A 25,761-nucleotide genomic window follows, 5' to 3' on the forward strand; every position below is an offset into this window, starting at 1 on the left:
TGGACGGAGTCGATGTGGTCGAAGTGGAATCCGAACTGGTCGCTGTACTTGTCGAAGCCCTTGTTCTCGGGGTAGTCGAGGGTGGCGTGCCGCTCCAGCAAGGCCACGACCCGGGCGTGATCGTCATTCGCCAGCGCGGCGGCGAGTTCGCGGGACTCGTCGCTGCTGAACGGGGTGTCGGAGTTCGCGAAGTCCAGGGTGCGGACCCGGTAGTCGTAGCCCTCGTCGGCGCCGTTGCGGACCATGACGCCGCCCTTGACGCGGATGACCGCCCGTTTCGGGGTTCCGTCCGGGCGCAACACTCCGGCGCGTTTCATGATGTCCTCGGCTTTGACGGTTTTGAGTTTTTTGCTGGCGTCGGCGCGCAGCTCGTTGGTGTCCCCGGACCGGTATCGGGAGACGGCGGAGCGGGACCGCCCGATTTTGGTGGCGACGGCGTCGATGCCGCCGAGGCGTTCGATCGCGGCGCGCCGTTGGGCACGCTCGAGGACATCCGGGTGCGGGATGCGGCCTTGCTGCGCCCACCGGCGCAGCGTGCGGTCGGACGGGGGTGTGCGGCCGGCATCGATCGCCGCCTGCCGCAGGCCCTCGTTGCCGAGCTCCGTGCGCAGCTGCTTCACCGAGACCTTGCCGGTCAGCCCGGCCAGTCCCCCACTTTTGACCTGCTTCGACTTCTCCACACCGCTGGTCGCGGCGTTGGCGACGGAAACCTTGAGGCCGTCCAGGCCGACCGCCTGCTGTGCCGGCTTGGTGGTGCGCGGCTTCGGAAGATGCAGTGCCATCAGAGCACCCCCTCCCCTTCGTCCTCGTCGGCGAACGCCGCCTTGATCGCCAGGTTCACCTCGTGCACATCCTCTGCCGAAGTGAAGGCCGACAGCAGGGTGTCGGTGAGAACCACGTCCTTCTCGACCGACATCTTCCCCAACGCCTCGCTGGGGTCGGCGATCTCCTCCCCGTCGGCGAGGAGGTACACCCAGGAGTCGGTGACGGTGCGGACCGGCCAGCGGCCGTGCTCGCGGGCAATCCGCATCGCCACCCGGCGGCCGCGCCACCGGCAGTGCGCGATGATCGACGCACGCCACAGCGGTTGGTGGTGATGTTGCATCCGGGTCGCGGTCCACATGTCCGGGTTGACCATCCGCCCGATGTAACCCTTGTAACAGGTGCCGAGGAACCGCTTCGTTGCTTCGTCGTCGGTGTCCACCGCGGCCTTGCGGGCCTCGCGCAGGATCTTCGCCCACTTGTCCAGGGCGCGGCCCTGCTCCGGGTAGACCCAGGCCTCGGCGATGTCCACATCGTCGAGTTCGGCGCCGATACCTCCGTCCGCCACCGGTGAGCACAACCCGTCGAGGCTGACCGAGGTGACCCAGGTCTGCACCGGTTGGTCCGCGAGCATGTGCGGGTGCGCAAGAGGTAGCTTCTCGGGCAGCGACAGCGCCTGCCCCGCGGGCAGGGTGATCCGCCACAGCCCGAACGGGGCCCCCTTCTCCCCCACCGCCGCCGCGGCCGCTGCGTTACCGGTCAGGTGCTGGGGCTGCCCGTAGCCGAACTCGAGCATGCCCGCGGAGGCGAGGTAAGCGGCGCGCTGATCGATGGACACCAACCGGCTCGCCCCGTCCAGATCCTGCGCGTCGGGGACGCGGGTCCAGCCGACAGCGGGTTCGAGATCTCCCCGCGGCGGGCCGTCCAGCGGTGGGACCGAGCCCGGTGTGGTGACAACGATGCCTTTGCCGCTGCGGGTGCGTTCACGCTTGATTTTGTCGACGATCGCGGCGCCGGTTCGCGCCGGTGTCGGCCCCGGGAGCACCCCCAGGTGCTGGGCGCACCAGGCCAACCGGCGACCGAGTTCCCGTGCTGCCGGGAGGTCGTCGTCCGGGAGATACGTTCCGGCCGTCGGTGAGCCGAGGATGCCCATGTCTCCGACCCGGTTGTGCCAACCGAAGTCCTTGTTCCAGTAGGTCCATACATAGGGTTCGATCACCACATCGACCATCGAGGTGAAGTTCCCGATCGAGCGGGACAGGTGCACCACGTGCCCGGGATCGCCGCGCAACTCCCACCCCGCGTTCAGCAGTGGGGTGAGGGCGGCCTGGAGGACGGCGGTCAATTCTTGGGCGGCGCGGTTGCGGAGGGCTTCCATGTCGTCGACGTCGTCTTCGCTGCCCGGATCAATAATCCACCCGAGCGATTCGCATGCGCCCTGTCCGACGACCCAGATCTGCGCGGGGGCTCCCAACGGTGTCAGCGAGGCCCAGCGGATCAGCTTGTCCAGCTTCTCGACCGAATCGACCGGACCGGTCAACTCCCGCCCGGAGGGTGTGTACGTCCCCGCGGCGGTCACGATCAGCGCATGGCCATCGGCGTCTTCGCCGGCGGGCAATGTCTCCCACACCGGCGGATCCGCTGCGTCGCTGCCGGCCGCGTCGTCGGCCACCTCGTCGCCGTCCACCGCAGCGCTGTCCACCTCGTCGCCGTCCACCTCGGGAGACGGCGGCGTCGGTGCGTCGTCGGCTTCGGCGACATCCGACTGCTCGGACGATTCCGGGTGTCCGGCAACGGCCGGTTCCGAGCCCGCCTGATCGGCGGCGACGAAGACAACAGCATCGACGGAGACAGCGTCGTCGTCGGGGACAACATCATCGTCAGGGAGAACGTCATCGGTGGAATCGGGAGACGCCGTCAGGGTTCCCTCGGGCAGTGCGAACAGAGGGATCTGCTCCCCCCGGCCGCTCATGAGTCCTGCTCGGTGATCCGGCCGTCGAGATCTGCCGGAGGGACGCTGTAGCGGTCGAAGAACTCCTGCAGGGCCACGTCCACGACGTTGGTCACCGTGGATTGACGATTGTTCACCAGCCAGGTCAACCGGGCCTCCGTCGAGGCCAGCACCCGGGTATTGAGCGGAACCTTCGCCGGTCCCTTCCGCGGTTCCAACTTCGCCGTCAACTCCGGACTCGGCGTTCCCGCATCGGAGGCGCTTTCGGCACCGGGAGCGCGTTTCCCCGACCCCGCGGCGCCTGCGCGTCCACCCCCGGTCGGGCGGCGGCGGGCGCTGCCTTGAGAATTTTCTATCTTCGCCATACCCACCCACTCGTGTTCCGCGTGCCGTCCGTGTGCTTGCGCGGACATCACCCTACCCACCACATGCCTTCTCGCACGTATCTTCGCGGGCATGTTTGCATGCAGATTTGCGCCCAGGATGTGAGTGTTACGGCCGACGGCTTCGACGCCGCTGGCGACGACCTAGTCGGACACACAGCTCGGGTACGTCAGCGCAGGGAACCGTCATGACCCGACAACCTCGGATTCGTCATTCCACCAGCGTGATCGGCACCCCGGGAGTGATGAACAGGTGGTGTTGAGCGCCGCCGTCATGGGTGAGGGACATCGCCACTCCGGTGGTGTGTCCCTCGGCGAACCGTACGAGCAGCTCGCGGGTGGCCTCGAATCTGGTGTGGCTGATGCCGTAGGTGACACCCGCCCAAAGATGAGGCCGGGCACCGTACCCTCCTTCTGCTGACGGTGGATCGTTGCCGAACGTCTCGCTGACCCCCGGTCCTCGGCGGGGACGGAGACACCGTCGCGGCCCGACGAAGGTATCGGCTGGGTGCGGGCTACCAGCGGTGGACGACGCTCGGGTCCGGCTCGTCGCTGCCCCGAATCGCGACCGGAGTTGCCGGCGTAATCAGCAGGCGAACCGTCGAGTTCTGGCTGACGAAACCGACGAATCCGCCGTTGCCGTGGTCTGCGAAGAGGCCCCGGATAGCTTCCTCGAGGCCGTGGGCGGCGGCCGCATCGGCGAGCGGATAACGGACCCCGTCGTAGATCGCTTCGTAACTCATCATCCTTCTCCCGCTGGTCTCGTGGTGCTCACAGCGTACGAGCGTCGGGCCGACGGTCGTGGCCGATGCCGACGCCGACGCATTCTCCGCAACAAAGCGATCCGGCCGGAACGCCGCACCTCGGGCGCGGTCAGCCCGCCGCACGCGCCACCGTCGACCTGCGCCGGGAGCGACAGACCGACGGCGCTCCCTTTAGCTTCTTTTAGCGTCGCCCGGGACCGGCACCACCGGGGAGGTTGGCCGGTTACCGTCTGTCGGTATGGGGACCACCTTCCACGGGCCGAGCCCGTGGCCACACATCACCCGCGCCATCCGCACCCGGGGCGCCCGGTACGCCGCGATCGGCTACCTCGGCCAGGATGCACCCGAGCTGCTCCCGCTGCGCGCCGGGGACCTGTTGGTCGTCAACGCCTCCAAGGCCGCGGTCCGGGCGCACGCCACCTCCCCCGCCGCCCTCGCGTACTACGTGAACAAGGGGGTGCGGGTGCTGTCGTCGCCGACCCTGCACGCCAAGGTGATCGCCACCAGTCGGCGAGCGGTGATCGGGTCGGCGAACGCGTCCGAAAATTCCACCCTCGCCGACGACGCCGTCATCATCACCGACGACCCCCAGGTCATCGCCTCGGTGCGGACATTCATCGACGGCCTCGACGAGCTCACCGAGGTCGATGAGGTGTTCCTCGACGATGCGATCCGGGAGTGGGAGATCGGCCGCGCCGTCCCCCTGCCCGGGGTCACCGGCCGCGTCCGCACCGGGACGGACTTTCTGCCGGCGCCGGTGAGCCGGATGTTCGTCAAACATGCCGTCGACTACGAGCCCTCCCTCACCGAAGAACATGTGCTCGAGCAGCACCGGTCGCGGCAGCGGACCACGGCTGGGCCGGCGGCGAAATACCAGCTCGAATCGCTGCGCCTCGACAAACCCAGCAGTGTGAAGCGCGGCGACGTGATCATCTTCGTCTCCGCCGACGACGAATGGATTTACCCACCCGCCGTCGTGGTGTCCGACGCCATGAAGATCCCACGGTCCGGCGGGGCGGTGTTGTACTTCCTCCGTATCCGCACCGACCTGCCTCCACTTTCCCTTCCCGAGGCGGAGAAGGTGCTCACCGACCTCGGGCACCCGGGCGCACACGGTTGCGGACCGACCACTACGTCCGCTCCCCCAGCCTCCGGACCGCGCTGCTGGGACTGTGGGGCCCCTGACCGTCAGGGAGTCTGTGTCAGCGTGGGAGTCAGCTGCACAGAACCGACGAACCCGACGGTCGAAACGCTAGACGGCTAGATACCGCGACATTGTTGCGCGCGACTCGAAAGGTGCCAAAGCGGTGCTGCCAGCCTTTCGGCTCAAGAGTAACGGGCCCTTCGTGAACCTGGCCGCGCGATGATATCCCCGACTCACAGCATGCCGGCCGGTAAATCATTAGCACTCCACCATCGAGAGTGCTAAATTCCGTGTAACCGAAGACACGGACCCGCGAGAACCGCTGGGCCCAAACACAGTCGCCGGCCAGCTGCAGCGCAAGTGCTACCTCCCCCGGGTCGGGGCAGTGGCTGGAAGGTTGGTTGCCCTTCGAACGATTGGGCACATCCGGCTTCGCAGCACCGACGACCGGACCACCCGACGCACTGGAGGAGGATCATGACCGCCGCTACCCCGCGCCCATCAGGCGTCACCAGCGACAAGAGTTCCTCTGCGCGTGCACGCCGGCGACCGCCGCGCGGGGGATCACGGTTGCCCTCCGTGTCGATCGCCCTGGGGGCGTTGTCCATCGCGTCGTTCTGGGTATTCGGACTCGGGTTCATCCTGGGCGTGAGCGCCGTGGTGTGCGGCGCTCTCGCCGCATTCCGGTCCGGCGTAGCCGGCGATGAGCCCGCCTCGCTGCGGGCGTTGCTCGGAGTCGTCGCCGGAGTCGCAGGGATCACGGTGTCCGCGATCGCGCTCTTTCCGGTGCTGGAGTACCTGTGACCCGCACATCAGCCCATACACGCCCCGTCCTCGACTTTTTGGAAGGGACCGCACCACCCGTGACCGCCGTCCCCGGCCCGCATCTGCCCACCACACAGACCACCCTCGACACCGGGTGCGACGACCCCGCGGCGAACGGCGCGGCGCTCCTCGAGTCCTGGGAAGCGGGCATCGCCGTGACCGTCGGCCTGGCGCTGCTGACAACCCTCGTGTGCACCGTCCTCGGATCCTTCGCGCTGGCCCTTCTCGCGCTCGTCGCGGTCGCCGGCATTGCCGGCCTGATCACCGCCGCCCTCTGACACTGCCCGCATCCCCCGTCCGCGGGCGTGTTCGTTCCGGTGGTGGCGCAGTGTCACCCCCGTCCTGCGTTCGTCGTGCCTCGGTGGACCCGGAGCAGACACGTGCGCTCATCGGCAACATCACACTTCCGAGTGGGGCTGCACCCTGATCTCAGCTACCTCGAGGTAGGTCTCGTACTCGAATCGTTCTCGTGGGGTGGGACTCTCAGGAACTTCACAGACACCGTGGGGCCGAGTGATGCGACGATGAAGCATGCGCCGCCATCGTTGGCCGGCCCTCGCGCCGCCCACCATCGGGGGGATCGCCGTGCACGAGGCGATGCCGATCGTGGCCGAGAAAGATCTCACCCTCGAACTGTCCGCGGCGACCGCGTTCGTGTCCGGGCTGCTGTTGCGGTTCACGCTGTGCGTCACCGGTGTCCGCGCCGACTTCGTGCGCTACGAAACCCGTCCCCTGACCGACCCTCACGACTGGTCGGCGCAGTGGTCCTATCTGGCTGTGCGCATCCTCGCCGACGATGTGGGCGGCCTCGGCGATCCGTTCCACCCGATCCTCGAGCCCGATCCGGAGGGATCCGGGCCGTACCGAACCTCACCGCAGTACTGGATCGGCACCTACCCGGCCACCGGATCACTGGCCGTCACCACCAGCTGGCCGCAGGTCGGACTCCACCCCACCTCGGTCACCCTCACGCTCGGTCCCAGCCCCTTCCCCACCACCTTCGGGTCCGATGCATGTCGGTGTCGGTGTCCGACTGCGCTCGACGAGCTGAATGGTGAGCCGCTGTTGAGATTCCTGGCTATCGGAACTTAGCGGTGCACCGCACACTCGCGTCTGACGCTCAGCCGATGCGGGTAGTCGCGCACATCGGGCATCGGGTGGTCTCGCGACGACCCACCCGTTGATCCGGGCGAAGGCCACCGCCGCGGTGTGTCCGGCGACCGCGTATCGAATCGGTGCTCACACAGAAGCCATGCGTTGCACAACACGCAATCCACAATTGCGACGCTAGCTAGCGTAGCGGAGTTAGCTATCCTCGCTCGCGGTCACGATCCCGGAGCTTTTCGGCGCACGATTCATGACGATGCCATTTTCGCGGCAAACAATCCGGTTGCCGGCGAGGAAAATCGACAACCGGCCGCTCAGACATTTACGTCACAGTGATGAAATTGTCCGGACGTAGTGCCGGGACGTAGTGGGCGATCCCGGCGACCGGCACGGCCGGGAAGGCCGGGAAGGCCGGGAAGGCCGGGACTGGTCCGGCTTGCCTGTACTCCTCATGCCGTCCAGGCTCTCGACCAGGTGACCTGAGTGTGCCGTGCCGACTGCGCTGACGTACGAAACGACATTGGGCCCGAGGGGCGAGTGGAACCGGATCTACTCGCCCACTTCGAGATCGAGTGGCGGGGTGGGTGTGTACCTGCGGCGGGCGTCAGCGTCACCAGATACCCCCGAGGAGACCACTAGAGCTCGACGGATATACGTTGCTGCATCGTGCGGGCGTGTTGCTGCTTCGCGGTGATGGCGGCCTCGATACGGCAGCGTAGGTTTTCGTCGTCCAGGTGTGGATTGTCGAACCCGGTCACCACCGCCAGCTCGGTTCCGACGCGGATGTGGGCAGTCTTGTTGACCACCGATCCGTCGTCACGGCACGCCAGGTCGCGCCCAGCGGCGATGACCTGAGCCATGGCGTCAACGCGATCGGACGCTTCCCCTGCACGCACCGATGTCCGCTGAATCTCCAGATCCCAAAACGACACGAACCACTCCACAACCGCTCCCTCATCCACTTTTCTTGAGTGAACTGTATGAGTCATCAGCGTCCAGCATGCAACGCGGCGCCCGCCCACCTGCAATGCGCAGATGATCGCCGACGTTGTGATGGTGTTGCATCTGCATTGCGGTCCACACGTCCGATTGTCTGTTGCATCCGAATCGGGCGCCCGCGTTGCCAACCTCGTACTGTCGGCGTTGCGTTTCCGCAACCAGGCGTTGCGTTGCCAACCTCATCTGGTTGGGTCTGCAACGTCGGGCTGTGTTGCGGTCAGAGGCGCTTGGTGTTGCGGAGGTTCGGAATCTCCTGGGTGGGGCGCGCCTCGTTCTGTTGGGTCGGGTCGTCTCCCCGGTCGAGCCGCGGAGAGTACGAACCGGCCGTCGCCGCCTTGCCGGGGCCGGGTGATCAGGGTGCCCCGACCAATGTGTACTGCGGATCGAGCGTTGCCGCATTGCGTCCGTCCGCCATCTCCTCGAGCTCCGGCAACGGGGGCGTCCGGAACCCTGCGTCGACCGCGCGTTGCGCAACCTTGTCGAACCGGCGCATTGCGGTGCTTGCGGCCTTGGCCCGCGTGAGCGTGGCAATCTCCGCGTAGCTGTGCTGTTCGATGATTCGCAGTCGGGCCGTCTCTTTCACTACAGGCTCGAAGTCGGCGCACGTGTCGATGAAGTCGAGGAGGTTCTCGATGGTCTGGGCCTCGTCCGGCAACACGAATGGCTCTTGCGAGTCCTCCCGCGCATTGCCGACCTTCAGAGCATCGGCCTTGCGCCCGTCCAGTGCATTGCGCGCAACGTGCTCCTCGGCGAGGGTCGCAACGTCGGTGAGGTCATCTGGGTTCACTTCGGTTGGTAGCGCGGCATCCGCAACGCCAGTGGAACCCTCGGGTCCGGCCGCGGCCTCACGGCTGTCGTCGGGTGCCGAGGAGTCGTCTGCCGGTGCAACGTCGGCGAACTGCGCAACGGCCTGAGCAATGCGCGGCGCAACGTTCTGGTCCTGTGCAACGTCGAGGTCCGGCGCAACGTCGAGGTCCGGCGCAACGTCGAGGTCCGGCGCAACGTCGAGGTCCGGCGCAACGTTCTGGTCCTGTGCAACGTCGAGGTCCGGCGCAACGTCGAGGTCCGGCGCAACGTTCTGGTCCTGTGCAACGTCGAGGTCCTGTGCAACGTCGAGGTCCGGCGCAACGTTCTGGTCCTGTGCAACGTCGAGGTCCGGTGCAACGTCGAGGTCCGGCGCAATGCTCGGAGCAACGAGGGCCGCAATTTGGTCGACGTTCCGTTCAGATGCCGGCATCGACTCAGCCGCCGCCGTCGGGTAATCGGTCGTGATGTCCTCACCGTCCCGCTGTTCGCGGTCGCGGGTGTCTCGGACGACCGCGGTGTACTCGGTGTGGGCGGTGCCGATGGCCTTGATGAGGATTCCGACACCGTGGGTGAAGGCCAAGACCAAAAGTGGCGGAATGACTGCAATGAGCGATGCGCCGGTTGGAGTCAATGGGGTGTATCCCAGGTCGATGCCCGCTGCAACACTTCGCGCAGCTGCTTCCCCGGCGCGGTACGCGTGGTAGGCGTTGCCGAAGACGCTGATGAAGACAACGACCACTGCGAGCCAGAGGAAGAAGTGCTTCCCCGTTGCGCTGCCGTTGATTTTGCTTAGCGCAACGATGGCGATCGTTGCGCCGAGGATTGCGCCGTCGACAATGGCGGGGAAGATCCAGGTGAGGTAGTGCGGGATTCCGGCCTGCATTGCGAGGTCGCGTTGCACGGCGAACGAGAGTACGAACGCTCCGGTGGTGATGCCGACCGCAATGGCGATCGCAACGATTAGGGCCGCAATCAGGGCGCGGAGCTGGATTCGTGCTGCTCGGATACTAAGGTCGTTCATGATCGGGTGTCCTTTCACGGGGTCCCGGTCCACGAGGCCCCCGCCGGCGCAATCGGCGGGGGCTTCCTTGTGTTGGTGCGGCCAGTGCGTTGCGGTGGGCGTTACCTCGAACTACGAGTGCTCACCTAGCATCGCTAGCTAGTGTCGCTATTGGTGCTAGCAGCCGTTTTTGGTTAGGTACTCGATGAGCGCGGCGTCGGTGACTGACGAGATGGTGATGCTCCGGTCCCCGGTCTCGTAGCGCAGCTTGTCCACACCGCGCGTCAGGCGTGCCTTGGTCGAGGGCCGCAACCGTACGTTGTGTTGTTCGCTGAGCTTCTCGACAGGCGATGCCGCCTCGGGTGCAGGAGACCAGACCGGCGTGACGGGCACGTCGGCGACAGGTCTGATGGTCGATTCGGTCGGAAGTTGCGTCGGCTGCTCGTCGACGGCGGCCGGGGTGGGGTCTTTGACGACCCGGGGGCGCTCAGGAAGATCTGCAGCAGGGTGCGCTGGCCTGCGGATAGCGGGTTCACGTTGGACGCTCATACGGTCGCTCCTGCGGTCTTGAAGGGTAGTTCGCTGAGAAGGTCGGTGTACGCGAGCTGCAATGACAGCGACTTTCCGCCCGCGAACTTGTGGATTGGGGTGCGCGCGCTGTGTGCGTCCTGCCGAGTGGCGTATTCCGGGATGGCGGTGCGCGCGACGAGGTCGCCATAGACTTCGCGCAGCTCGCTCTCCCGGAATTGGTGCTCGCCTGTCCCCCGTCGTCGACTGAGGACGATCTTGTCGATAGCCAGATTCGGGTTCGGGCGTCGCTGGACGTTCTCGACGGTTTCGAGGAGCTTGGTGACGCCTTGAACGCTGTCGATGGTGGGCTCGGTTACTACGATGACCCCGTCCACCGCACAGAAAACGGCGAAGAGCAGTTTGCCGAGCGACGGTGGGCAATCGAAAAGGACAGCGTCATACGCGGACAGGTCGAGTCCCTCGAAGGCGATGTCGAGGCGGAAGATGAGGTCGTTGGCCCCATCCGACTCGATGTTCGCGAGCGTCTGGTCGGCCGGGATCAGGTCGACGCCGTCCCATGGAGTGGCAATGACGGCGTCGATCGCCGTGCCCGACTCGGTTCGGCTCATCAGGTCGTAGGTTGTCAGCATGTCGTCGGTGATGGTGACGCCCACGCCGTTGGTGGCGTTGCCCTGGGGGTCGACGTCGACAATGAGGACGTGTCCGCCGGCGTTGCTTATTGCGCTCGCGAGACCGAGGGTCGTGGCGGTCTTGCCCACTCCCCCTTTCTGATTGCAGATCGCGCATTTGCGTGTCATGACTTGGTTTCCGTTCCGTCGAGGCCAGGAGACTTCCAGATGCGCGCGATGAGCGTTAGTGCAACTCCGCACGCTCGCGTAGGGAGCATAGCGAGGCTTGGCTGCTGAGCTAGCTCGACACGCCGAGCAACGCTAGCGTTCTTTGCTAGGTGAGCTAGCGTGCATAGCGTAACTAGTGTCTCTAGTTTGGCTTTCGTAGCGATCGACGCTGCGAAAGCAGACATAGCTATTGCCTCTACGATTGCGACCCTATCTACGGTGTCTGTAATCGCTTTGCTCGCAACGCTTACTGCACTAGTTTTCATAGTGACGTTAGATACGACTGCGCCTATAGCGATGCCAGCAACGCTCGGTATTTGAACTTTTCTAGCAAGCATTGCGCTCGTAGTTTTGTTCGCACTCATAGCTCTGCACGCAACCCTACGAATCCTAGACTGCGTAGACAGCCTAGTAAGGCTAGAAAGGCGAGAACGGCGAGTCCTCCTAGACATGCGAGCGTCTATAGAAAGCGCTGCTACAGTAGCGATCATACGGCGTCTAGCTCCGGTAGATATCGTTGCTGGCATCTCTCTGATAGCTACGATTGCGAGAATCGCTGCGATACAAGGGGTAGCTGTGATCGCCTCCATAGCAGAACTATCCGAGATATGAAGGCTAGAGACGATAGCCCAAATAGCCCGGATAGTTACGCTTCCCTTCGTGCTGCCAAAGTCGATCCCGTCAATGCTATCGAAGCTAGCGTTGATATTTCAGCAGGTCAGGGGGTCGCTGCCACAACTATGCCACGAGGCACCGTGACGCGAAACGCATCCCTCGACCAGATCGCATCTGCCAAGACACGGCGGAACCCGGCGAAACAGAGCAGGCCGGCTTCGAGTCTTCACCGCTCGACATGCTCCCGAGCGGATCTCGCCACGGATCAACCGAGCACGATTTTCGAGCTAGCCGCGCTCCGCTAGCTAGGCTAGCGCCCCTATCTCCCTGCGCGCGAACTGCTACTACCGCAAGCGGCCGTAGTGCAACGGTCGCTTCAACGCTAGCTACTACGTCACTCCTAGCAGCGGTAGACGGGCGAGCAATCAACGCTCGCATAGCTACTCGCAATATCTGGAATAGCGTAACTTTGCTACCTAGTGTCTCTAGCAACGCTAGGTAGCCGAGCTAGCATCCCACTGTGAGGTTGCGTCGCTTTCCCAACGAGCGCACATTCGCTGGGCAGCGCGTCGCAGGAAAGCATTCCCCCGGGTTAGGAAGGAACCGGCAGGACGTGTGACTCGCGTGTGCTCAGAGCCGACGGTTCAGGGCAGTAATCGGCGGGCGAGTTGTTCGGCGTTGAGTTGCCGAATGCCGTCGTCGACGGCTTGGCGGTCGGCGAAGTCGACCCCTCGCTCGGCAAGAGCTGCGGCCACCTGCTTGGCGGGGCCCCAGGCAGTTTCATCGTCAAACGCGTCATGGAACTCGGGTAGGAAGGTGTCGACAGCATCAACGACGAGGCTGATCCACTGGCGGTCGATCCCCTGCTGGGTCAGCGCGAAGGTCAGCCATCGGCGCAACACGAAGGGCAGTGCGTTGCGTTGGCCGGCGTCGAGGACTGCTTTGCGGGGAAGCCAATCTGTAAGCAGCAGCATCACCTCGCCCGGGCTCCAGCACAGCGCCCCGGCGCCGATGTAGCCGTCGCCGTAGTCCAGGAACAGCTCGGCCAGCGACCGGCTCACGTCGTCGTCGCTTCCGATATCGGTGAGGAAGTCCTCGACCAGTTGGCGGCGCCTTTGCTCGGGCAGTCCGGCGTGTGCTGGCCATTCTGGCAGGTAGTCCCGGCAGCGGGACCATGCCAGCGCCCGGTGATCGCAAAAGTCCTCGTCGTCGGTGCGGGGCCAGGTCATGTCGGTGGTGCGCAACGCGTGCGCGAGATCAGCGAGCACCTCGGCCACCGGAGCCGACTGGAGCGGCATCGGTGCCTCATTGGGCTCGCGCAGCTGCTCCCACGTGGTGGCTGCGCCGGGATTCAGGAGAGCGAGCTTGTCGATCATCAGCCCGCCGACCTGGTAGATATGTGCCATTAAAGTGTGTGGGTGGGGTCCGTCGTAATCGATGAACAGGACCCGTTCGCTGTCGTACACGTCGACTGCGCGCCACGCCGCGGTCGGAGTCCACGCCTCGACGGTGTGCCAGGCCGGCAGTGGTTGGGTTTCGGCCAAGATGTCGAGGGTGTCGGTCAGCATGGAAAGGTCGGCCGCAGGTGCGACCCGCGCGAGCGCGTCGATCGCGGCCAGTGAGTGCGGTGACGGTGTGGTGCATGCTCTCCCGGTGACCTGCATACACAGTTGATGCTCGGGCTCGCGTTCGGTCACTGCCGCCGTCGACCACGCCTCACCGAGCCAGCCGCTGGCCCAGGTCTCGGCGGTGAGCACATCGTCGATTTCGAGGAGTTGCCGAGCGTCGCGCAGCAGAAGATCGGCGGGGTGAAGTTGCCGGGGAGCACGGCGAACGGGTCGGCTTTTGCCGCCCTTGCGGCGGCCACGGCTCTTGGGCATATCCGCAGTCCACCACAGACACCGATCAAGGCGCCATCGCGACGCGCCGTCCGGTGAGATTCAGGCGATGCCCGTATCTGCCGTCACGTGACAGAAACCGTAGGTAGTCGGGGTATCAACGCTCGCCCAACTATTCAGGGTCGCTAGAGTCGCCTAGCGATGCTAGCTCGCATTGCTAGCAACGTCAGGTTGGGTTACGTAGCTTCCGGACAGCCAAGAGGGTAGACCACACCGCACTGGAGAGGGCCAACTTCGACAGCCGGGCATACGAAGGCCCTCTTGGAACTGCTGGTGGACAGGTGGTGCGTCAACGGAGCAGAGTCTGCCGATGATCGGGAATCATGTTGTGCCCCTGATGGTGACGTTCTTGCGGGCCGGACCGCGAACCTCAACTGCGGTGTCCACGACTGCACGTGCTTCATCGGAAAGCGCGAGAATCGCGTGATCTCTAGCTTGGACCGTGGCCTCGTCGTAGGCGTGGACAACGACATTGTCGTCGGCCCACACAGTGGAGTGGTCACATGCTCTGATGAATGCGTGATTGTGAGCTACAACCCTGCACCGGTCGAAGGCAGTAACTGTCGCGTGGGTGTAGGCCCAGACATGAACTTGCCCTGTGACTTCCACGGTCGTTGCGTCGGTGGCGACGATGTGCGCGGTCGCGGGTAGTGGTGAGTCGAGATGAATCCGTGCTTGCGATCCAGCGGTAAATCTTAGGGTCCACTCGTCGCCGGCCGATGCGAATGTTTTGTCGTCGAGTTCGATTAGCTGACCTGCAGTGTCAACTACGACTGTTTTGGCGCCGTTGCGGAGGCGTTCGCGGATCGAGTCTGCGTTGCGGCTGATGTGGTGCGGCGCCTGGACTCGGCTGACATAGACGCGTGGGTGGCGGTGGGTCGATCGGGACGCGGTGTTCTTCTTACCCACGAGCGCACTCCGTTCTGTGCGAGTCGGCAACGATAATTCTCGCAGTATATGGCCGAGACTCGTTGATGACTGGTACGTCGGTCGGCGCGGTGGTGATCGTCCGCGGTCGGTCCGACCAGCGTTGCCGTATGTGCAGGGTGGGCCCAGGATCGATGGGCATGGTTAGGCCGCCTGCTTTTGGGGTGCCAGGGCGGCGCGGATCTGTTCCATGAAAGCTTTTCGGTGCTCAGGCGAGGCCGTTGCGCGACGGGCCCGTTCGCGTTCGGCGTCACGCTCAGCGCGGCGCTGTGCGCTGTGCGCAGCCTCCGCGACGCGTCGCTCGCTGGGGGAGGGGCCCGACCAGTCGATTCTGGATAAGCGCCAGGTCAGATATCCGATCGGTGTGCGAACCGTGTTCGGCCAGAGCTCACCTCGCGAGACGGTGTCAGCGTTCAAAGCTTGGGCGATATCCCGTCCTGTCCAGCGGGTTGTGTCGATTCCTGCACGATCGATGACGTCGCACACGGCTCCGATGTGGCCGCTGGGTGCGATGACTGGAGCTGCGGCGACCAGGGCCGAGGCGGCTCGTTGGAGATTTAGTGGGCGTGGGTTCGTCTGATTCGGGGATGAGGGTTGCTTCGCGCGCGCGCATGCGCGTTTGGTGATTACTTCTCTACAAGAGATCCCCTTCGGGGAAAAACCACTCAAAGATAGGGGGTCACGGTCGCGGGCTTGGGGATTGGGATTCGAACCCGTCGGGGTGGTGTGGCGAGCGTGCTTTGCCGCGTGGTGTGTCCTGCGGTGGGAGCTGCGCTTTTTTGGTTGTGGGGGAGCGGGGGTGGCTGCGACGAGGTCAGGTGGGGAGGATAGAGCCCATACGCTGGCAGCGCGGTGCTGACGCCCACCGTGGTGGACTTCTGCGGCTTGGAATTCACGCGTAGTCAGGGTGCGGCCCCGTACCAGCTCGAAGCCGAGGTGTAGTGCTTTCAGCACGCGGCGACCTCGTTTGACCACCGACTCGGACACACCGGCGCGGGCGGCGAGGTTTTGGACTGTGGCAGTAACGCGGCGCCCAGTTTTCGAGTCGGCCGACGATGCGTGCGCGGCAGCGATGGCGACCATACTTTCGACGCCGATCCTGTGTCGGGCGGCTGCGGCGCGGCCGGCGGCGGTCTTGGTGACTGCGTACCGGACTTGTCGCATCCATCCGTCGCGGCTTGTCCAGATCGGGATGCTTGCTTCTTGGCCGGGGTTGATGGGCAGCGTCCAGGATTTTCCGCGCTGATCGGTGTCCGTATTGAGTCGTCGTAGCTCGTCGATCCACGGGGTCTGAAGTGGTTGCGTTGCTGGTTGTGTAGCGGTTTGTGGAACCGGCGAGTTGTGTGATTTATCCCACGACACGCCGAGATCGGAATGTTGAACCGTGGAAAGGGCGTCAGGGTATGCGTTACCCTGAGACGTACCTCGTAGCACAGGTAGTCCCTTCGGGGATGCAGTACCGAGTCGAAGAGGCTGCTCACTTCTTCCACTCACCTCAGGGAATGACCGTCCTGCCAGACGATCGCCCTAGACGGGAGGACCTGCCAGTCCTCCCAGTGGGATTCATTGACTAAACCCACCCCCGCCCGGGGGTCCCTTTGGGTGGTACCGCTGCTCTTGAATTAGCTATCGAGTTAGTTCCGATGCGCTATTCGCCAGGCCCACCGCCCTCCTCAGCTAGAAGGGCCGGTGCGCGCACAAGCGGCACCGGAAGTCGCAGCTCAGAACCCGCAGATTCCGTCGCGTAATGGGCGCCCTGGTAAGCCAACACGGGGGTAGCGCCGTCGCAGTGTTCTTGAGCGTGAGGGAGCGCCGTAGCCGGCATGTGGTCTCGTTGAGACAGACACGTGACTGACTGGAGATTCGCAGGCGGGCCAGAGTTGCGGCCGTGCGTTATCATCGAGTAAGCACCGCCTCTTCCTTTCGAGGTAGTGGTGGTCAGGGAGCTGGTAAGGTCCCGAAATTTCATAGACGGACAACCCCCGACGCCGCCAAGCCCTGGGGGTTGTTCCGTGTTTAGGTGTCGTTCATGCGCCCATCGCCAACTGCTCGATGCGATGCAGCGACCCCGCAGCTTCGACTTCAAGTAGCCGGAGCTGTTCCGGTTGAAGTTTCTCGCTGATGTAATCCGGGATGTCCAGTCCGTGCGTGATGGCGAGAATAAGCACGGAGTAGTCGCCAGCAGGGATGCCGAGTTCGGCTGCCCGACTCTCGTAAACCTTGTGGTGTCTGAGGGGCGCGCGGGTAGCGATCTGCCCGCGGGGCCCCTTGTTGTGCTGTGCCATGAGCAAACCCTAGATCGAACCTGTAACCGATACGGGTAACCGGCGCTCTTCGGTGTGTCGCATGTGACTGAAGTGGTCATCGAAGGTGACTGCCTTTCGTGAACGATTCGGCGTATCAGGACTGAACGGACTTGGCCGCGGGTTTTAGCGACCCCGCTTCTAGTGAGGGCGCGACAAGATTGGGGTGATCGGGACCGATTTGCCCTGCTCTGAAGCGCGCTGAATCTGTACTGCTACGCGGGATGTCGGTGGAGAAGTAGACGGGCGAGCGAAGCGACCTCACGGATCTGTTCAATGGAAGCCGTTTCAGGGTTCGTCACGACCAAGTCGACGACATCGGCAAGCTTCTCTCGGGCGCCCACACTCAGGGTCAGCGCGTCAGTCGAGATCACCAGAGGACATTCGGCGAGAAGTTGCTCGGAAAGCACGGTAGGTGTCGTCACGCCGTCCGCAATGATCCTGGCGCAGATGACATCCTGCATCGGGACGAGTTCCCACTGGCGCCCGAGGAAGTCGACAGCACTGACGGTGGTCATGCTGCGACTCCTGTCGCCGAACCCTGAAAACGGGCCTCCCAGGCATCGATAGCGGCGTTGATGCGGGCCTCCGCGACTTCGGAGGGTTGGGTGGCGAGTTGGGCCCAGAACGCGCAGGAGACGGTCTCGGCACCGCTGTACTCGATGCCGGCCAGGTAGTCGTAGGCGTCGATAGCGGAATCCGACACTGCAGCCCAGGCGTAGTCGGCGGCCTCGGATCGTGCGCGGCCACCTTTGATTGCGGCAAGGCGATCGATGGTTTGCCAGCGTGCCGTGAGTGCGCTGACCGCAACCTCGGCGGCGTCAGCTGTGGGACCGAGAGCCGTCGCCCGGCACAGTCCGGCCACGGCGTGCGCGGCCGCCGGGGTGAAGCCCGGGATAGTGACAAGCCCCCACCGCGGGTTGGCGTAAAGGTCTGCGAACCAGTTCCAGCGGATCTCCGCTGGCCCTTCGGTGGCGGGAGTCATTGCATGTCCGTTGGCCATCAGATAGACCTGGTCGACGAGTGACGTCATGCTGCGACCTCGCGAATTCTGGCGGCACGTGATTGGCCTCGTCGAGATGATGCGGCGGGGCGGTCGGTGCGGGCACTGCGGCCGCGGCGGATCGCATAGTCGTCGAGTTCGGCGCGGGTGACGGCTCGTCCGGTGGTGGTGAAGAGCAGGGCCGCGACGATCTGTTCGCGGGGCCGCTGGCTGAGTTCGAGTTGAGTGTTCAGTTCCTCTCTGCACTTCCTGAGGAGCGGGCAGGCCGAGCAGATATCCATGGCCTTACGCCAGGATGAGAGATCGATGCCCGTCACTGTCCAGCCTGACCCCTTGCCGGCGCAGAGACCATGAGCGGGGGAGGAGCTTGGGGTGATGTGTACCAGCCGGCGGGACTCAAGCACGTCACGAATGCGGCGATACGTCGGGCAGAACCGAACAGTCGCCGAATACAAGAAACCGCAGCGGCGGCAACGATGATCACCAGTGTGCTCGTCGGCCAACCGAAACAGCTCTCTGTCGGAGTGGTCGGCGAGCGCTCGAATGTGAGCCGATCGGGTGCCGCGGCCGGCGAGGATGCGAAGTGCGCGAGCGGCTGCGGAGCAGAGCGGCTGGCCCGGAGTTTGGGTGTGCCCACATCCGGAGCACTGTCCGTTAATGCGTCTGTGAACGGCGAGAACATGCTGTGGATCAGTATTGACGGTGGTAGGAGCAGCTAGGCGCGTAGCAGACGCGCCAACTATCGTGGTCATCGCAGAGCACTCATTTCTGCATTTGCAGTGACGGGCGGCAACCCGTCACTGCACGGCTTTTCCGGCTGTATCGGTCAGCTGGACTGGCATCGTGTTCGGTCCCCCCCGGCTGCTGCAAACCGCTGGGGGGACCACTCTCATCTCGAGGACGCCTCTCAGGATTGAGTTGCCGCTGGTCGGTAGTTCGAGGGCATTCTGTGCGAGCGCGTCGAACAGGCCGAAACCCGAGCGGACCGTCATGCCGCCCCGTTCTCGAAGAGCGCGAGCTGCCGCGCCGGAGCCGGAGTAGCAGCAGGGGCCGGGATTGGTGCCCGGGGCTTTTGCTGCTTCTTCTTCGTCCGCCCCCGGGCAACTGCGAATGCATCGACCCCAGCGGCTTCGACCTCGCGGCCGGTGACGGTGAACAGCCGTCCGGCCATGATCTGCTCGCGGACCTTCACACCGGAAGCGAGCCTGTCCTCCAGTTGCGTCTCACACTGCGCGAGCAGCGGGCACACCGAGCAGGCCGCCATCGCACGCTTCCACACCGCGGCCTTTGTGCTGGTGACGGTCCAACCGGAGCCCTTACCTGCGCACAGCCCCTGACCTGTGTGGGGCTGGGTCACGGGTGCCTTGCCGCGAGTCTCGAGTTCGGCGGTGATCCGCCGCGACGTCGGGCATAGACGCACCTGACCGGCGTAGACGAACCCGCACCGCCGGCACCGGCCCTCGCCGGTGTGCTCGCGCATCATCGCGCGGAGCCGACCGGTCGTGTAGTGGCCCAGAGACAGGTCCTGGGGCCGGAGGGCGCCCGTGGACAGCTCGCGCAGAGCGCCAGCGACGGACCGGCACAGCGGGCGGGCAGGGGTGTAGACGAACCCACATGCCGTGCAGGCCGTGTGGTCATGGTTCGGACGGTGTTTGGCCAGGGTCTCGCGGCTAGGGCCGTCGGTCACGCGATCGTGCCCGTCGACCTTCTCCCGACCAGCATGAGAACTTGCAGTCGCTAGGCGTAGAGCACCAGCACCATCTAACGTGTTCATTTGCAGGCTCCGATCTGCATTCGAGGCCGCGGGCCGCTAACCCGCTGGTCTCATGGCTTGTCCGACTGCGCTAACAGTCGACTTGCTGCTCTGGATGGTCCCCCGGCTGCGCTAACAGCCGGGGGATCGTTCACTTCTGACTGACATTCCCCCACATCTCCTGGCATCTATTCATACTTGTTTAATCACATTCAGATGTGCGCATCGTATCGAGAGGACTGCACAGTGTCTAGCAATGATGACTTCTCTAGGAGGACTCGGTCTGTGAGCCGACGTGTTATGCGCGGGTTCAGTCCCGTGTCTCTGCGCGAAGCGCGGCGTACCGCGGGTATCTCCCAAATGGAAGCGGCCCGTGTCGCACGCATAGGAGCGGACACGATTCGACGATGGGAGCAAGGGGAAACCTCTCCGCAGGTTGACCTGCTCGCCAAGGTCGTCGAAGCGCTGGGGGTCGAGATTGCCGATGTCGTACACATTCCGGCAGATGAGCGTTACCCGGGGGATTGGCGGGTGCTCCTGGGGCTTACGCAACCCCAGCTCGGGGCGAAGGCGGGCGTAGCCACGCAGATCGTCAGCAGTGTCGAACGTGGAGTCATCTCGTTGTCTGGCAACGTCGCTGCGAAGCTCTCCGATGCGCTCGGAATTACAGAGAGTGAGCTGCGAGCAAGCTACGAGCGGGTGCGAACCCGCGCCGCCGGCGCTCCTGCATAGCCCTCGGGCGTCGCGGATGCGAAGAGAACGGTTCCAGTCGTACGGTGCGTGGGTGTTGGCGACCGTGGTGGTGCAGTAAGCGATGTGAGTGTTCATTCGACGCACAAGCTGGTGTGAGCACCGCAATGGTCGGCGCGATCGAGCGGGGGGAAGCTCGCTTGGCCGATGAGGTGGCGGCGAGGCTCTGTTCGGTCCTGGGGGATTGCGACGGATGCGCTTCGTGCTGCCCACAAGCGTGCGCGAGACCCGTGAGCCCGGCACGCCGGCGTAGCCACAAGGCTCCTCTGGTGACAGCGGGCGAGTTCCAGTCATGACGACCCTGCGGTCGACCCGCAGTGCTCGCAACGAAGGCCGGAGGTGCGCCGACGGTTCGGCGCCCGGCCCAGGTGGATTTCCTGGACGCATGATGGCCACCGTATCGGAATAAAATCGGGAAAACAAAGACCATGTGTCGGTTAATTTGCGGGTTGCAAACGGTCGTGGCGCACAACCTGGGGGTTGACGCCTGTACTATCCCTGGTCATGGGTGATGTTCTGAGCAGTCCCGAGATCGTACGGCTGGGCACGTTCATGTCCGCGCGCCGTGAGGAGCTGGCTCTGACGAAGGAGCAAGTTGCTGAGCGTGGTGGCCCCAGTCCGAAGAGCTTCACCCGTATTGAGCGGGGCCTGAAGCCGCGCCCGACGGGTACGACGTTGGCGAAGATCGACCAGGGGCTCGATTGGGCGCCCGGCAGTGCAGCGTCGGTGCTCGCCGGCGGCACACCGAGCGAGAGGCCCGCCTACACCCAGGACGACATCGAGCGGCACGCCCGCCTGGTCGCGGAGCTGCAACGCACCGGTGTGACGAGTGTGGCCGCTCGGGGGATCAAGGCTGGGGCTGACGGAACTCAGTTCGGTCCGGATGCGGTTGAGGCGCTGCTGGAGCTTCTGGAGCGGATGCCCGATGGCCCTCGCCGATCCGATCGGCCATCTTCCTAGCCTTCAGCCAGTGCTCGGCAATCCGTGACGGATCCACATCCGCGGGCGGCGTTCGGTCAGTAACTTCACGTTCTTCGCCTGCTGCTATCGCTCGCGTAGTCAACACCAGTTCGACGGCATACCGTCCTAGGTACCCGCCTCGCTTCTTCGTATGCACCGAGTCGGGTAGGGGTTCGATTCGAGGGGTGAGCTCGAGCAGCGCGTCGGCGATCTCGACCTTCATGCGGTGCAGCTCTTCCTCAGCGTCGAACTCGGAATCTTCCAATGTGAGCACCACATCGCGGATGGCCCTCGTGCAGTCCTCGTACATCGGCCGCAGAAGCTGAACCTCACGCTCGATCCACCACCGCTGAAGAGCGTCCTTCAGGCTCGGAAGGAACGACAACAGCACCACGAGAACAAAGGGCAGCATGAACAGGCCGTGCACGCGCGAGATGGTGGCCGACGCCAGTTCCCTGCTGGCCGTGCCGCGCGCCATCATGACGGCGCCGAATGCGATGCTCGCAACACTGACGGCACCAATCAGCCCACACGCCAGAATCGCCCCGACTCCGAGCCAGTCCCTCATGCCCTCCGTTCGCTTGACCTGGCACGCGAACACCCACAGAGCGACGGCGCACAGCGCGATCGGCACGAGCGCGTAGGTGACGAAGTAGGCCGCGAACCTCCAGTCGGGGCTCTGGTACATCTCCCGTCCGCTCGCGACGCTGGGGTAGCTGAGCGCCAGCAGCACCGCGACGATCGCGGCCGGCATCGCGTAGAACCCGAGACCTATTCGGCGCGTGCCGTCCTCCTCCGGCCGATCCAACTGGAGCACCAGGGCGATCAGGACGAAACAGGTGTAGATGAAGATCGCGTGCCACAGATCGGTGAGTTGGGGAGCGCCCCCAGGGAGCACATGACTGACGAGCAGCGCGACGGTGGGATCGCACAGGACAACAACGAAGCCGGCTGCTGCGGCCGCGCGATTGCTGGTCCGGTCGAACGGAAGGTCGTTCACCAGCAGTAGCCGTAGGCCGATGATCGCGACCATGAGGACGTAGCCGGCGTCCCATAGGAGGTCCGACACGGGGCGGTACGGCGAGGGCACGATGACGGCGACGAGCGCGAAGACCGCCAACAGGACGGTGCTCACCTGCGCAACTCGCCGAGGACCGTCCCCGTCGGAGAGTCGACGTAGCCGGAAGTGCGCGGGTCTGCGAATGCTTCTCAAAACAACCTGAACGCCGCGGGCCGCTCACGCGCAGCACGGAGGTCGGGCTTCATCACCAGCAGCGTGCCGAACACCTCGGCCTCGAATTCGTTCCGAGTGCCGAACCGGGGCTTGGCATCCGGGATTGAGAACATCGAGTTCACGCGTGCGAGCGCCCTCGCCGTCACATCGCGCGGGATGTCGATCCCCAACAGCTGGCTGGCGAACTCGTGCGCGTCGAAGTCCTCGGTCTCGATCGGTGCTTCCAGGTGGTCGAGCACGATGTGGCCGAGTTCGTGGCCGACATTCTGCTTCTTCTGCGCGAGCGAATTCGTCGGCCGCAGGTAGATCGTGTCGACACCGAAGTTGCGTACGGTCATCCCGCATGCCGTCGCACCGCCTTGCGCCGCATAGACGGCCGGGTCCATCGTCTCGACGACGATCCTGCGGCCGGTCACCCGGCTCGCGGCGGCGATCGCCTCGCTGACCGACCATTTCCGTGAAAGCCCGAGACTGGCGACCACAGGCAACAGCTGCCCACGCACGCCTGTATCCGCGCGCGCCGGTACTCTACTGCGCATCAAGCACCCCCGATGCGATGTGATGAAACCGCAGCCCTCCGAACTGGCGGTTCTGGACCCGATGAAGTCTAGCCCTGCGAACGAACTGAAGCGGTCGGGGCTCATACACTTACACTGCAACGACCTGCTCGGCCAGCCCGTTGTTCGGATGACGAGCGCTCCACCCCGACCGAAGGAGCCACCGATGGGTGTCCTACGCCCGCCCCATCCGCCGAAGCGAGTGCCGTTGATCGGCGACATCATCGGTCTGGACCCCGTCAAGCCGATGCAGAACACCGCCCGGATTCTCGGCGAGATCGGCCCGATCTACCAGCGGCGGATCCTCGGCATGCGGCTGACCTTCGTTGGCGGCGCAGACATCGCCGACGAGGCAAACGACGACGCGACCTGGCAGAAGGCCGTGCCGCGGCCGCTTCAGCTGTTGCGCCCGATCGCCGAGGACGGCCTGTTCACCGCGTACAACGACGAGCCGAACTGGCACAAGGCCCACGCGATCCTCGCGCCGGCGTTCACCCAGTCGTCGATGCGCTCGTACCACGACACGATGGTCCAGGTCGTCGACGAGATGTGCAGTGCGTGGGACGGGGCCTCCGGGGACGTCGATGTTGCGGCCGAGATGACCAAGCTCGCCCTGGAGACGATCGGCCGCTGCGGATTCGGCTACCGGTTCGACTCGTTCGGCCGCAGCGAGGTCGACCCGTTCCTGCCCGCGCTGAAGGACATGCTCGAATACGTTCAGGCCCAGGGCGTCCCGGTCCCGGGCCGCAAGGTCGTCGACGCCCTGACCGGGCGAACCCGCCAGCACCAGCGCAACGTCGACTACATGTTCAAGGTCGTCGACGACGTCATCGCCGACCGGCAGGCCAACCCGCACGACGAGCCGCGCGACCTGCTCGATCTCATGCTCACCACGAAGGACCCGGAGACGGGCGAGCAGCTCGACGCCCGCAACGTCCGCAACCAGATCCTGACCTTCCTCGTCGCCGGTCACGAGACCACCGCCTCGGCACTGTCCTTCGCGCTGTACCTGCTGGCCACCCACCCGGACGAGGCGGCGAAGGCGCGCGCCGAGGTCGACGAGCTGTGGTCGACGGACGCCGCGGTGCGGTTCGAGGAGGTCGCGAAGCTGCGGACCGTGCGCCGGGTGATCGACGAGACGATGCGGCTGTGGCCGGCCTCGCCCGGCTACTTCCGTGAGGCCAAGCAGGACACCGTGCTCGATGGCCGTTACCCGTTCAAGCAGGGGGAGTGGTTGATGGTGGTCCTGCAACAGGTACACCGCGATCCGGCAGTGTGGGGCGACGACGCCGACCAGTTCCGGCCGGACCGCTTCCAGTCGGAGGAGGTTCGGGCGCGGCCCGGCCACGGGTACAAGCCGTTCGGCACCGGCCTCCGCGCCTGCATCGGCCGGCAGTTCGCCTACCACGAGATGATCCTGGCGCTCGCCACGATCCTGCACCGCTACGACTTCGCTGCCGACCCCGACTACATGCTCGACATCGCGGAGCAGATGACGCTCAAGCCGGCCGGGTTCCGGCTCTCGATCACTCGGCGGGCTGGAGCAGACGCGTCGGCTCCAGCCCCGGCGAAGTAGCCGCCGGACCCCGCCGGCCCCGAACACCGAGCGCGACGCTTGCCCCGAGCAGCGCTGCCCCGAGGACGCCTGCGCCGATCGGTCCGTAGACCGTGCCCCACTGGATCATCCGTCGATACTGCGTCGCCATGTCGACCTGTTCTGCCCGCGTTGCTTCGTCGAATCCGGTGGTCATCGCGAGGAACGGCATCAGGTACTGGTCGTCGGACGTGCGCCCCCATGCCTGCCGCACGCTCTCGCGGCCGTCGAGTACCAGGCCGGTCACGGGCTCGACCCACAGGTCGCGAACTGTGCTGTAGATCCGGTGCATGGTCACCGGTTCCGGGGTGTCCATTCCCCACGTGGTGCCGGGCAGCGTGAGTTCCGTGCCCGGGGCGCCGAGCGCGTTGATCGTGTCCGACGGTCCGACCGTCTGGCTGAAGTGATAGACCGGCACGCCCTCGATCTCGGTCTCGTCGACGAAGTCGAGGGGGAAGCTCTCGCGCATGTTCAGGTCGAAGTAGGAGTAGCTCTTCTTCTCCACTCCGAACGGGAACTTGTACTGAAGCCCTTCCCTCGGCACCTCGACAGCCGACTCGGTCGGACTGGTCTGGATCGTCGCGACATCACCGGTCGGCATCCCGGTGGCCCGGTCCACCGAAACCCGGTCGATGCTGGCGCTGAGCAGGCCCGAGTCACCGCTCTTGTCGGTCCGGCGGATCGTCAATCCGGCCTCGATCGTCGCCATCTCCGAGTCGACCGGATCCTGCACCGTCACATGGCGCTGCGCGATGACCGGAACACCGGTCTCGACCTTCGGACGACCCATCGCCAGCGCGACCGAGTCGACGACCGTCGCCTCGGCAGTGGAAATCGTTGTGACAGCCAGGTCCAGGGGCAGCTTCTTGATCCGAGGGGCTGCGTAGGTCGGGACCAACACGGCAATGGTGAGAAGCAAGACGCCCACCCCTACGAGCACGCTCGGTAGGACGGTACGGAAGCGGGACTGCATTGAAACCTCGGATCATTGCTCTGCTGCGGTGTTGTCGCCAAGTACTCGTCGACCGGCAGCGGATAGTTCAGTTGACCTGCAAGAT

The 25,761-nt window shown here is 64.8% G+C and carries 24 protein-coding genes and 1 pseudogene; 7 read left to right on the plus strand and 18 right to left on the minus strand.

Going from position 1 to position 25,761, the window contains the following annotated elements; genetic code table 11:
- The 4 genes from ACFVJ3_RS39455 to ACFVJ3_RS39470 all read right to left on the minus strand — a co-directional run.
- A partial coding sequence (locus tag ACFVJ3_RS39455; RefSeq protein ID WP_378457231.1) for a hypothetical protein occupies positions 1-782 on the minus strand: 782 nt, incomplete at its 3' end.
- A complete protein-coding gene (locus ACFVJ3_RS39460) occupies positions 782-2,734 on the minus strand; it encodes a hypothetical protein (protein ID WP_378457232.1) in 1,953 nt (650 codons plus the stop codon). The genes ACFVJ3_RS39455 and ACFVJ3_RS39460, both read right to left, overlap by 1 nt.
- Positions 2,731-3,126, minus strand: a complete 396-nt coding sequence (locus ACFVJ3_RS39465) for a hypothetical protein (RefSeq protein WP_378457233.1) — start codon at positions 3,124-3,126, stop codon at positions 2,731-2,733. Before ACFVJ3_RS39465 ends, ACFVJ3_RS39460 begins: the two co-directional genes overlap by 4 nt.
- 485 nt (positions 3,127-3,611) lie before the next feature.
- Positions 3,612-3,839: a hypothetical protein gene (locus ACFVJ3_RS39470; RefSeq protein WP_378457234.1), complete on the minus strand. Its 228-nt coding sequence runs from the start codon at positions 3,837-3,839 to the stop codon at positions 3,612-3,614.
- 259 nt (positions 3,840-4,098) lie between these two features.
- On the opposite strand from ACFVJ3_RS39470, the pseudogene ACFVJ3_RS39475 reads away from it, so the two are divergent.
- The 4 genes and pseudogenes from ACFVJ3_RS39475 to ACFVJ3_RS39490 all read left to right on the plus strand — a co-directional run bounded on the left by ACFVJ3_RS39475 (position 4,099) and on the right by ACFVJ3_RS39490 (position 6,921).
- Positions 4,099-5,045: pseudogene (locus ACFVJ3_RS39475) on the plus strand (phospholipase D family protein).
- 436 nt (positions 5,046-5,481) lie between these two features.
- Entirely contained in the window at positions 5,482-5,808 is a 327-nt protein-coding gene (locus ACFVJ3_RS39480; protein WP_378457235.1) for a hypothetical protein, read from the plus strand.
- Positions 5,805-6,107, plus strand: a complete 303-nt coding sequence (locus ACFVJ3_RS39485) for a hypothetical protein (protein WP_378457236.1) — start codon at positions 5,805-5,807, stop codon at positions 6,105-6,107. Before ACFVJ3_RS39480 ends, ACFVJ3_RS39485 begins: the two co-directional genes overlap by 4 nt.
- Before the next feature lie 253 nt (positions 6,108-6,360).
- Positions 6,361-6,921: a hypothetical protein gene (locus ACFVJ3_RS39490; RefSeq protein WP_378457237.1), complete on the plus strand. Its 561-nt coding sequence runs from the start codon at positions 6,361-6,363 to the stop codon at positions 6,919-6,921.
- A gap of 650 nt (positions 6,922-7,571) precedes the next feature.
- Here ACFVJ3_RS39490 and ACFVJ3_RS39495 read toward each other — a convergent pair.
- From ACFVJ3_RS39495 to ACFVJ3_RS39545, 11 genes are all read right to left on the minus strand, one after another.
- The gene (locus ACFVJ3_RS39495) at positions 7,572-7,880 is read right to left on the minus strand and encodes a hypothetical protein (RefSeq protein WP_378457238.1); all 309 of its coding nucleotides are present in this window, start codon (positions 7,878-7,880) and stop codon (positions 7,572-7,574) included.
- Positions 7,881-8,287: 407 nt separating this feature from the next.
- Complete coding sequence (locus tag ACFVJ3_RS39500; protein WP_378457239.1) at positions 8,288-9,763, minus strand: DUF2637 domain-containing protein; 1,476 nt, start codon at positions 9,761-9,763, stop codon at positions 8,288-8,290.
- Positions 9,764-9,919: 156 nt separating this feature from the next.
- The gene (locus ACFVJ3_RS39505) at positions 9,920-10,291 is read right to left on the minus strand and encodes a hypothetical protein (protein WP_378457240.1); all 372 of its coding nucleotides are present in this window, start codon (positions 10,289-10,291) and stop codon (positions 9,920-9,922) included.
- Positions 10,288-11,070 carry a ParA family protein gene (locus tag ACFVJ3_RS39510; protein WP_378457241.1) on the minus strand — a complete coding sequence of 261 codons (783 nt, stop codon included), beginning with the start codon at positions 11,068-11,070 and terminating at the stop codon, positions 10,288-10,290. Before ACFVJ3_RS39510 ends, ACFVJ3_RS39505 begins: the two co-directional genes overlap by 4 nt.
- A 1,298-nt stretch (positions 11,071-12,368) precedes the next feature.
- The gene (locus ACFVJ3_RS39515; protein ID WP_378457242.1) at positions 12,369-13,604 is read right to left on the minus strand and encodes a hypothetical protein; all 1,236 of its coding nucleotides are present in this window, start codon (positions 13,602-13,604) and stop codon (positions 12,369-12,371) included.
- 339 nt (positions 13,605-13,943) lie between these two features.
- Positions 13,944-14,531, minus strand: a complete 588-nt coding sequence (locus ACFVJ3_RS39520; protein WP_378457243.1) for a hypothetical protein — start codon at positions 14,529-14,531, stop codon at positions 13,944-13,946.
- Between the two features lie 2,045 nt (positions 14,532-16,576).
- The gene (locus ACFVJ3_RS39525; RefSeq protein ID WP_378457244.1) at positions 16,577-16,834 is read right to left on the minus strand and encodes a hypothetical protein; all 258 of its coding nucleotides are present in this window, start codon (positions 16,832-16,834) and stop codon (positions 16,577-16,579) included.
- Between the two features lie 233 nt (positions 16,835-17,067).
- Positions 17,068-17,370, minus strand: a complete 303-nt coding sequence (locus tag ACFVJ3_RS39530; protein WP_378457245.1) for a hypothetical protein — start codon at positions 17,368-17,370, stop codon at positions 17,068-17,070.
- Entirely contained in the window at positions 17,367-17,885 is a 519-nt protein-coding gene (locus tag ACFVJ3_RS39535; protein ID WP_378457246.1) for a hypothetical protein, read from the minus strand. Before ACFVJ3_RS39535 ends, ACFVJ3_RS39530 begins: the two co-directional genes overlap by 4 nt.
- Positions 17,882-18,172, minus strand: coding sequence for a hypothetical protein (locus ACFVJ3_RS39540; protein ID WP_378457247.1), 291 nt, complete (start codon positions 18,170-18,172; stop codon positions 17,882-17,884). The genes ACFVJ3_RS39535 and ACFVJ3_RS39540 overlap by 4 nt, the downstream gene beginning before the upstream one ends.
- A 671-nt stretch (positions 18,173-18,843) precedes the next feature.
- Positions 18,844-19,542 carry a hypothetical protein gene (locus ACFVJ3_RS39545; RefSeq protein WP_378457248.1) on the minus strand — a complete coding sequence of 233 codons (699 nt, stop codon included), beginning with the start codon at positions 19,540-19,542 and terminating at the stop codon, positions 18,844-18,846.
- Between the two features lie 366 nt (positions 19,543-19,908).
- Here ACFVJ3_RS39545 and ACFVJ3_RS39550 point away from each other — a divergent pair, with 366 nt between their 5' ends.
- Positions 19,909-20,340 (plus strand): helix-turn-helix domain-containing protein, encoded by a 432-nt coding sequence (locus ACFVJ3_RS39550; RefSeq protein ID WP_378457280.1) that lies wholly within the window; start codon positions 19,909-19,911, stop codon positions 20,338-20,340.
- A 522-nt stretch (positions 20,341-20,862) separates the two neighbouring features.
- Positions 20,863-21,318, plus strand: a complete 456-nt coding sequence (locus tag ACFVJ3_RS39555) for a helix-turn-helix domain-containing protein (protein ID WP_378457249.1) — start codon at positions 20,863-20,865, stop codon at positions 21,316-21,318.
- Here the strand turns inward: ACFVJ3_RS39555 and ACFVJ3_RS39560 are convergent.
- Positions 21,206-22,453, minus strand: a complete 1,248-nt coding sequence (locus tag ACFVJ3_RS39560) for a DUF6545 domain-containing protein (protein WP_378457250.1) — start codon at positions 22,451-22,453, stop codon at positions 21,206-21,208. The genes ACFVJ3_RS39555 and ACFVJ3_RS39560 overlap by 113 nt on opposite strands.
- Positions 22,454-22,527: 74 nt before the next feature.
- Positions 22,528-23,196 carry an ImmA/IrrE family metallo-endopeptidase gene (locus tag ACFVJ3_RS39565; protein ID WP_378457251.1) on the minus strand — a complete coding sequence of 223 codons (669 nt, stop codon included), beginning with the start codon at positions 23,194-23,196 and terminating at the stop codon, positions 22,528-22,530.
- 79 nt (positions 23,197-23,275) lie between these two features.
- Here ACFVJ3_RS39565 and ACFVJ3_RS39570 point away from each other — a divergent pair, with 79 nt between their 5' ends.
- Positions 23,276-24,685 (plus strand): cytochrome P450, encoded by a 1,410-nt coding sequence (locus tag ACFVJ3_RS39570; RefSeq protein ID WP_378457252.1) that lies wholly within the window; start codon positions 23,276-23,278, stop codon positions 24,683-24,685.
- Here ACFVJ3_RS39570 and ACFVJ3_RS39575 read toward each other — a convergent pair.
- Complete coding sequence (locus ACFVJ3_RS39575) at positions 24,636-25,676, minus strand: DUF3068 domain-containing protein (protein ID WP_378457253.1); 1,041 nt, start codon at positions 25,674-25,676, stop codon at positions 24,636-24,638. The genes ACFVJ3_RS39570 and ACFVJ3_RS39575 overlap by 50 nt on opposite strands.
- Positions 25,677-25,761: the final 85 nt, after the last annotated feature.

This window comes from Rhodococcus sp. NPDC127593, assembly GCF_042671975.1.
GTDB lineage: Bacteria > Actinomycetota > Actinomycetes > Mycobacteriales > Mycobacteriaceae > Rhodococcus_F.

Bases quoted from the DNA above. Each gene is read 5' to 3' on its own strand.
- ACFVJ3_RS39480 (WP_378457235.1), top strand. From the start codon at position 5,482: ATGACCGCCGCTACCCCGCGCCCATCAGGCGTCACCAGCGACAAGAGT.
- ACFVJ3_RS39465 (WP_378457233.1), bottom strand. From the start codon at position 3,126: ATGTCCGCGCAAGCACACGGACGGCACGCGGAACACGAGTGGGTGGGT.
- ACFVJ3_RS39490 (WP_378457237.1), top strand. From the start codon at position 6,361: ATGCGCCGCCATCGTTGGCCGGCCCTCGCGCCGCCCACCATCGGGGGG.
- ACFVJ3_RS39525 (WP_378457244.1), bottom strand. From the start codon at position 16,834: ATGGCACAGCACAACAAGGGGCCCCGCGGGCAGATCGCTACCCGCGCG.
- ACFVJ3_RS39535 (WP_378457246.1), bottom strand. From the start codon at position 17,885: ATGACGTCACTCGTCGACCAGGTCTATCTGATGGCCAACGGACATGCA.
- ACFVJ3_RS39500 (WP_378457239.1), bottom strand. From the start codon at position 9,763: ATGAACGACCTTAGTATCCGAGCAGCACGAATCCAGCTCCGCGCCCTG.
- ACFVJ3_RS39470 (WP_378457234.1), bottom strand. From the start codon at position 3,839: ATGAGTTACGAAGCGATCTACGACGGGGTCCGTTATCCGCTCGCCGAT.
- ACFVJ3_RS39555 (WP_378457249.1), top strand. From the start codon at position 20,863: ATGGGTGATGTTCTGAGCAGTCCCGAGATCGTACGGCTGGGCACGTTC.
- ACFVJ3_RS39530 (WP_378457245.1), bottom strand. From the start codon at position 17,370: ATGACCACCGTCAGTGCTGTCGACTTCCTCGGGCGCCAGTGGGAACTC.
- ACFVJ3_RS39565 (WP_378457251.1), bottom strand. From the start codon at position 23,196: ATGAGCCCCGACCGCTTCAGTTCGTTCGCAGGGCTAGACTTCATCGGG.
- ACFVJ3_RS39570 (WP_378457252.1), top strand. From the start codon at position 23,276: ATGGGTGTCCTACGCCCGCCCCATCCGCCGAAGCGAGTGCCGTTGATC.
- ACFVJ3_RS39515 (WP_378457242.1), bottom strand. From the start codon at position 13,604: ATGCCCAAGAGCCGTGGCCGCCGCAAGGGCGGCAAAAGCCGACCCGTT.
- ACFVJ3_RS39460 (WP_378457232.1), bottom strand. From the start codon at position 2,734: ATGAGCGGCCGGGGGGAGCAGATCCCTCTGTTCGCACTGCCCGAGGGA.
- ACFVJ3_RS39575 (WP_378457253.1), bottom strand. From the start codon at position 25,676: ATGCAGTCCCGCTTCCGTACCGTCCTACCGAGCGTGCTCGTAGGGGTG.
- ACFVJ3_RS39510 (WP_378457241.1), bottom strand. From the start codon at position 11,070: ATGACACGCAAATGCGCGATCTGCAATCAGAAAGGGGGAGTGGGCAAG.
- ACFVJ3_RS39550 (WP_378457280.1), top strand. From the start codon at position 19,909: ATGCGCGGGTTCAGTCCCGTGTCTCTGCGCGAAGCGCGGCGTACCGCG.
- ACFVJ3_RS39505 (WP_378457240.1), bottom strand. From the start codon at position 10,291: ATGAGCGTCCAACGTGAACCCGCTATCCGCAGGCCAGCGCACCCTGCT.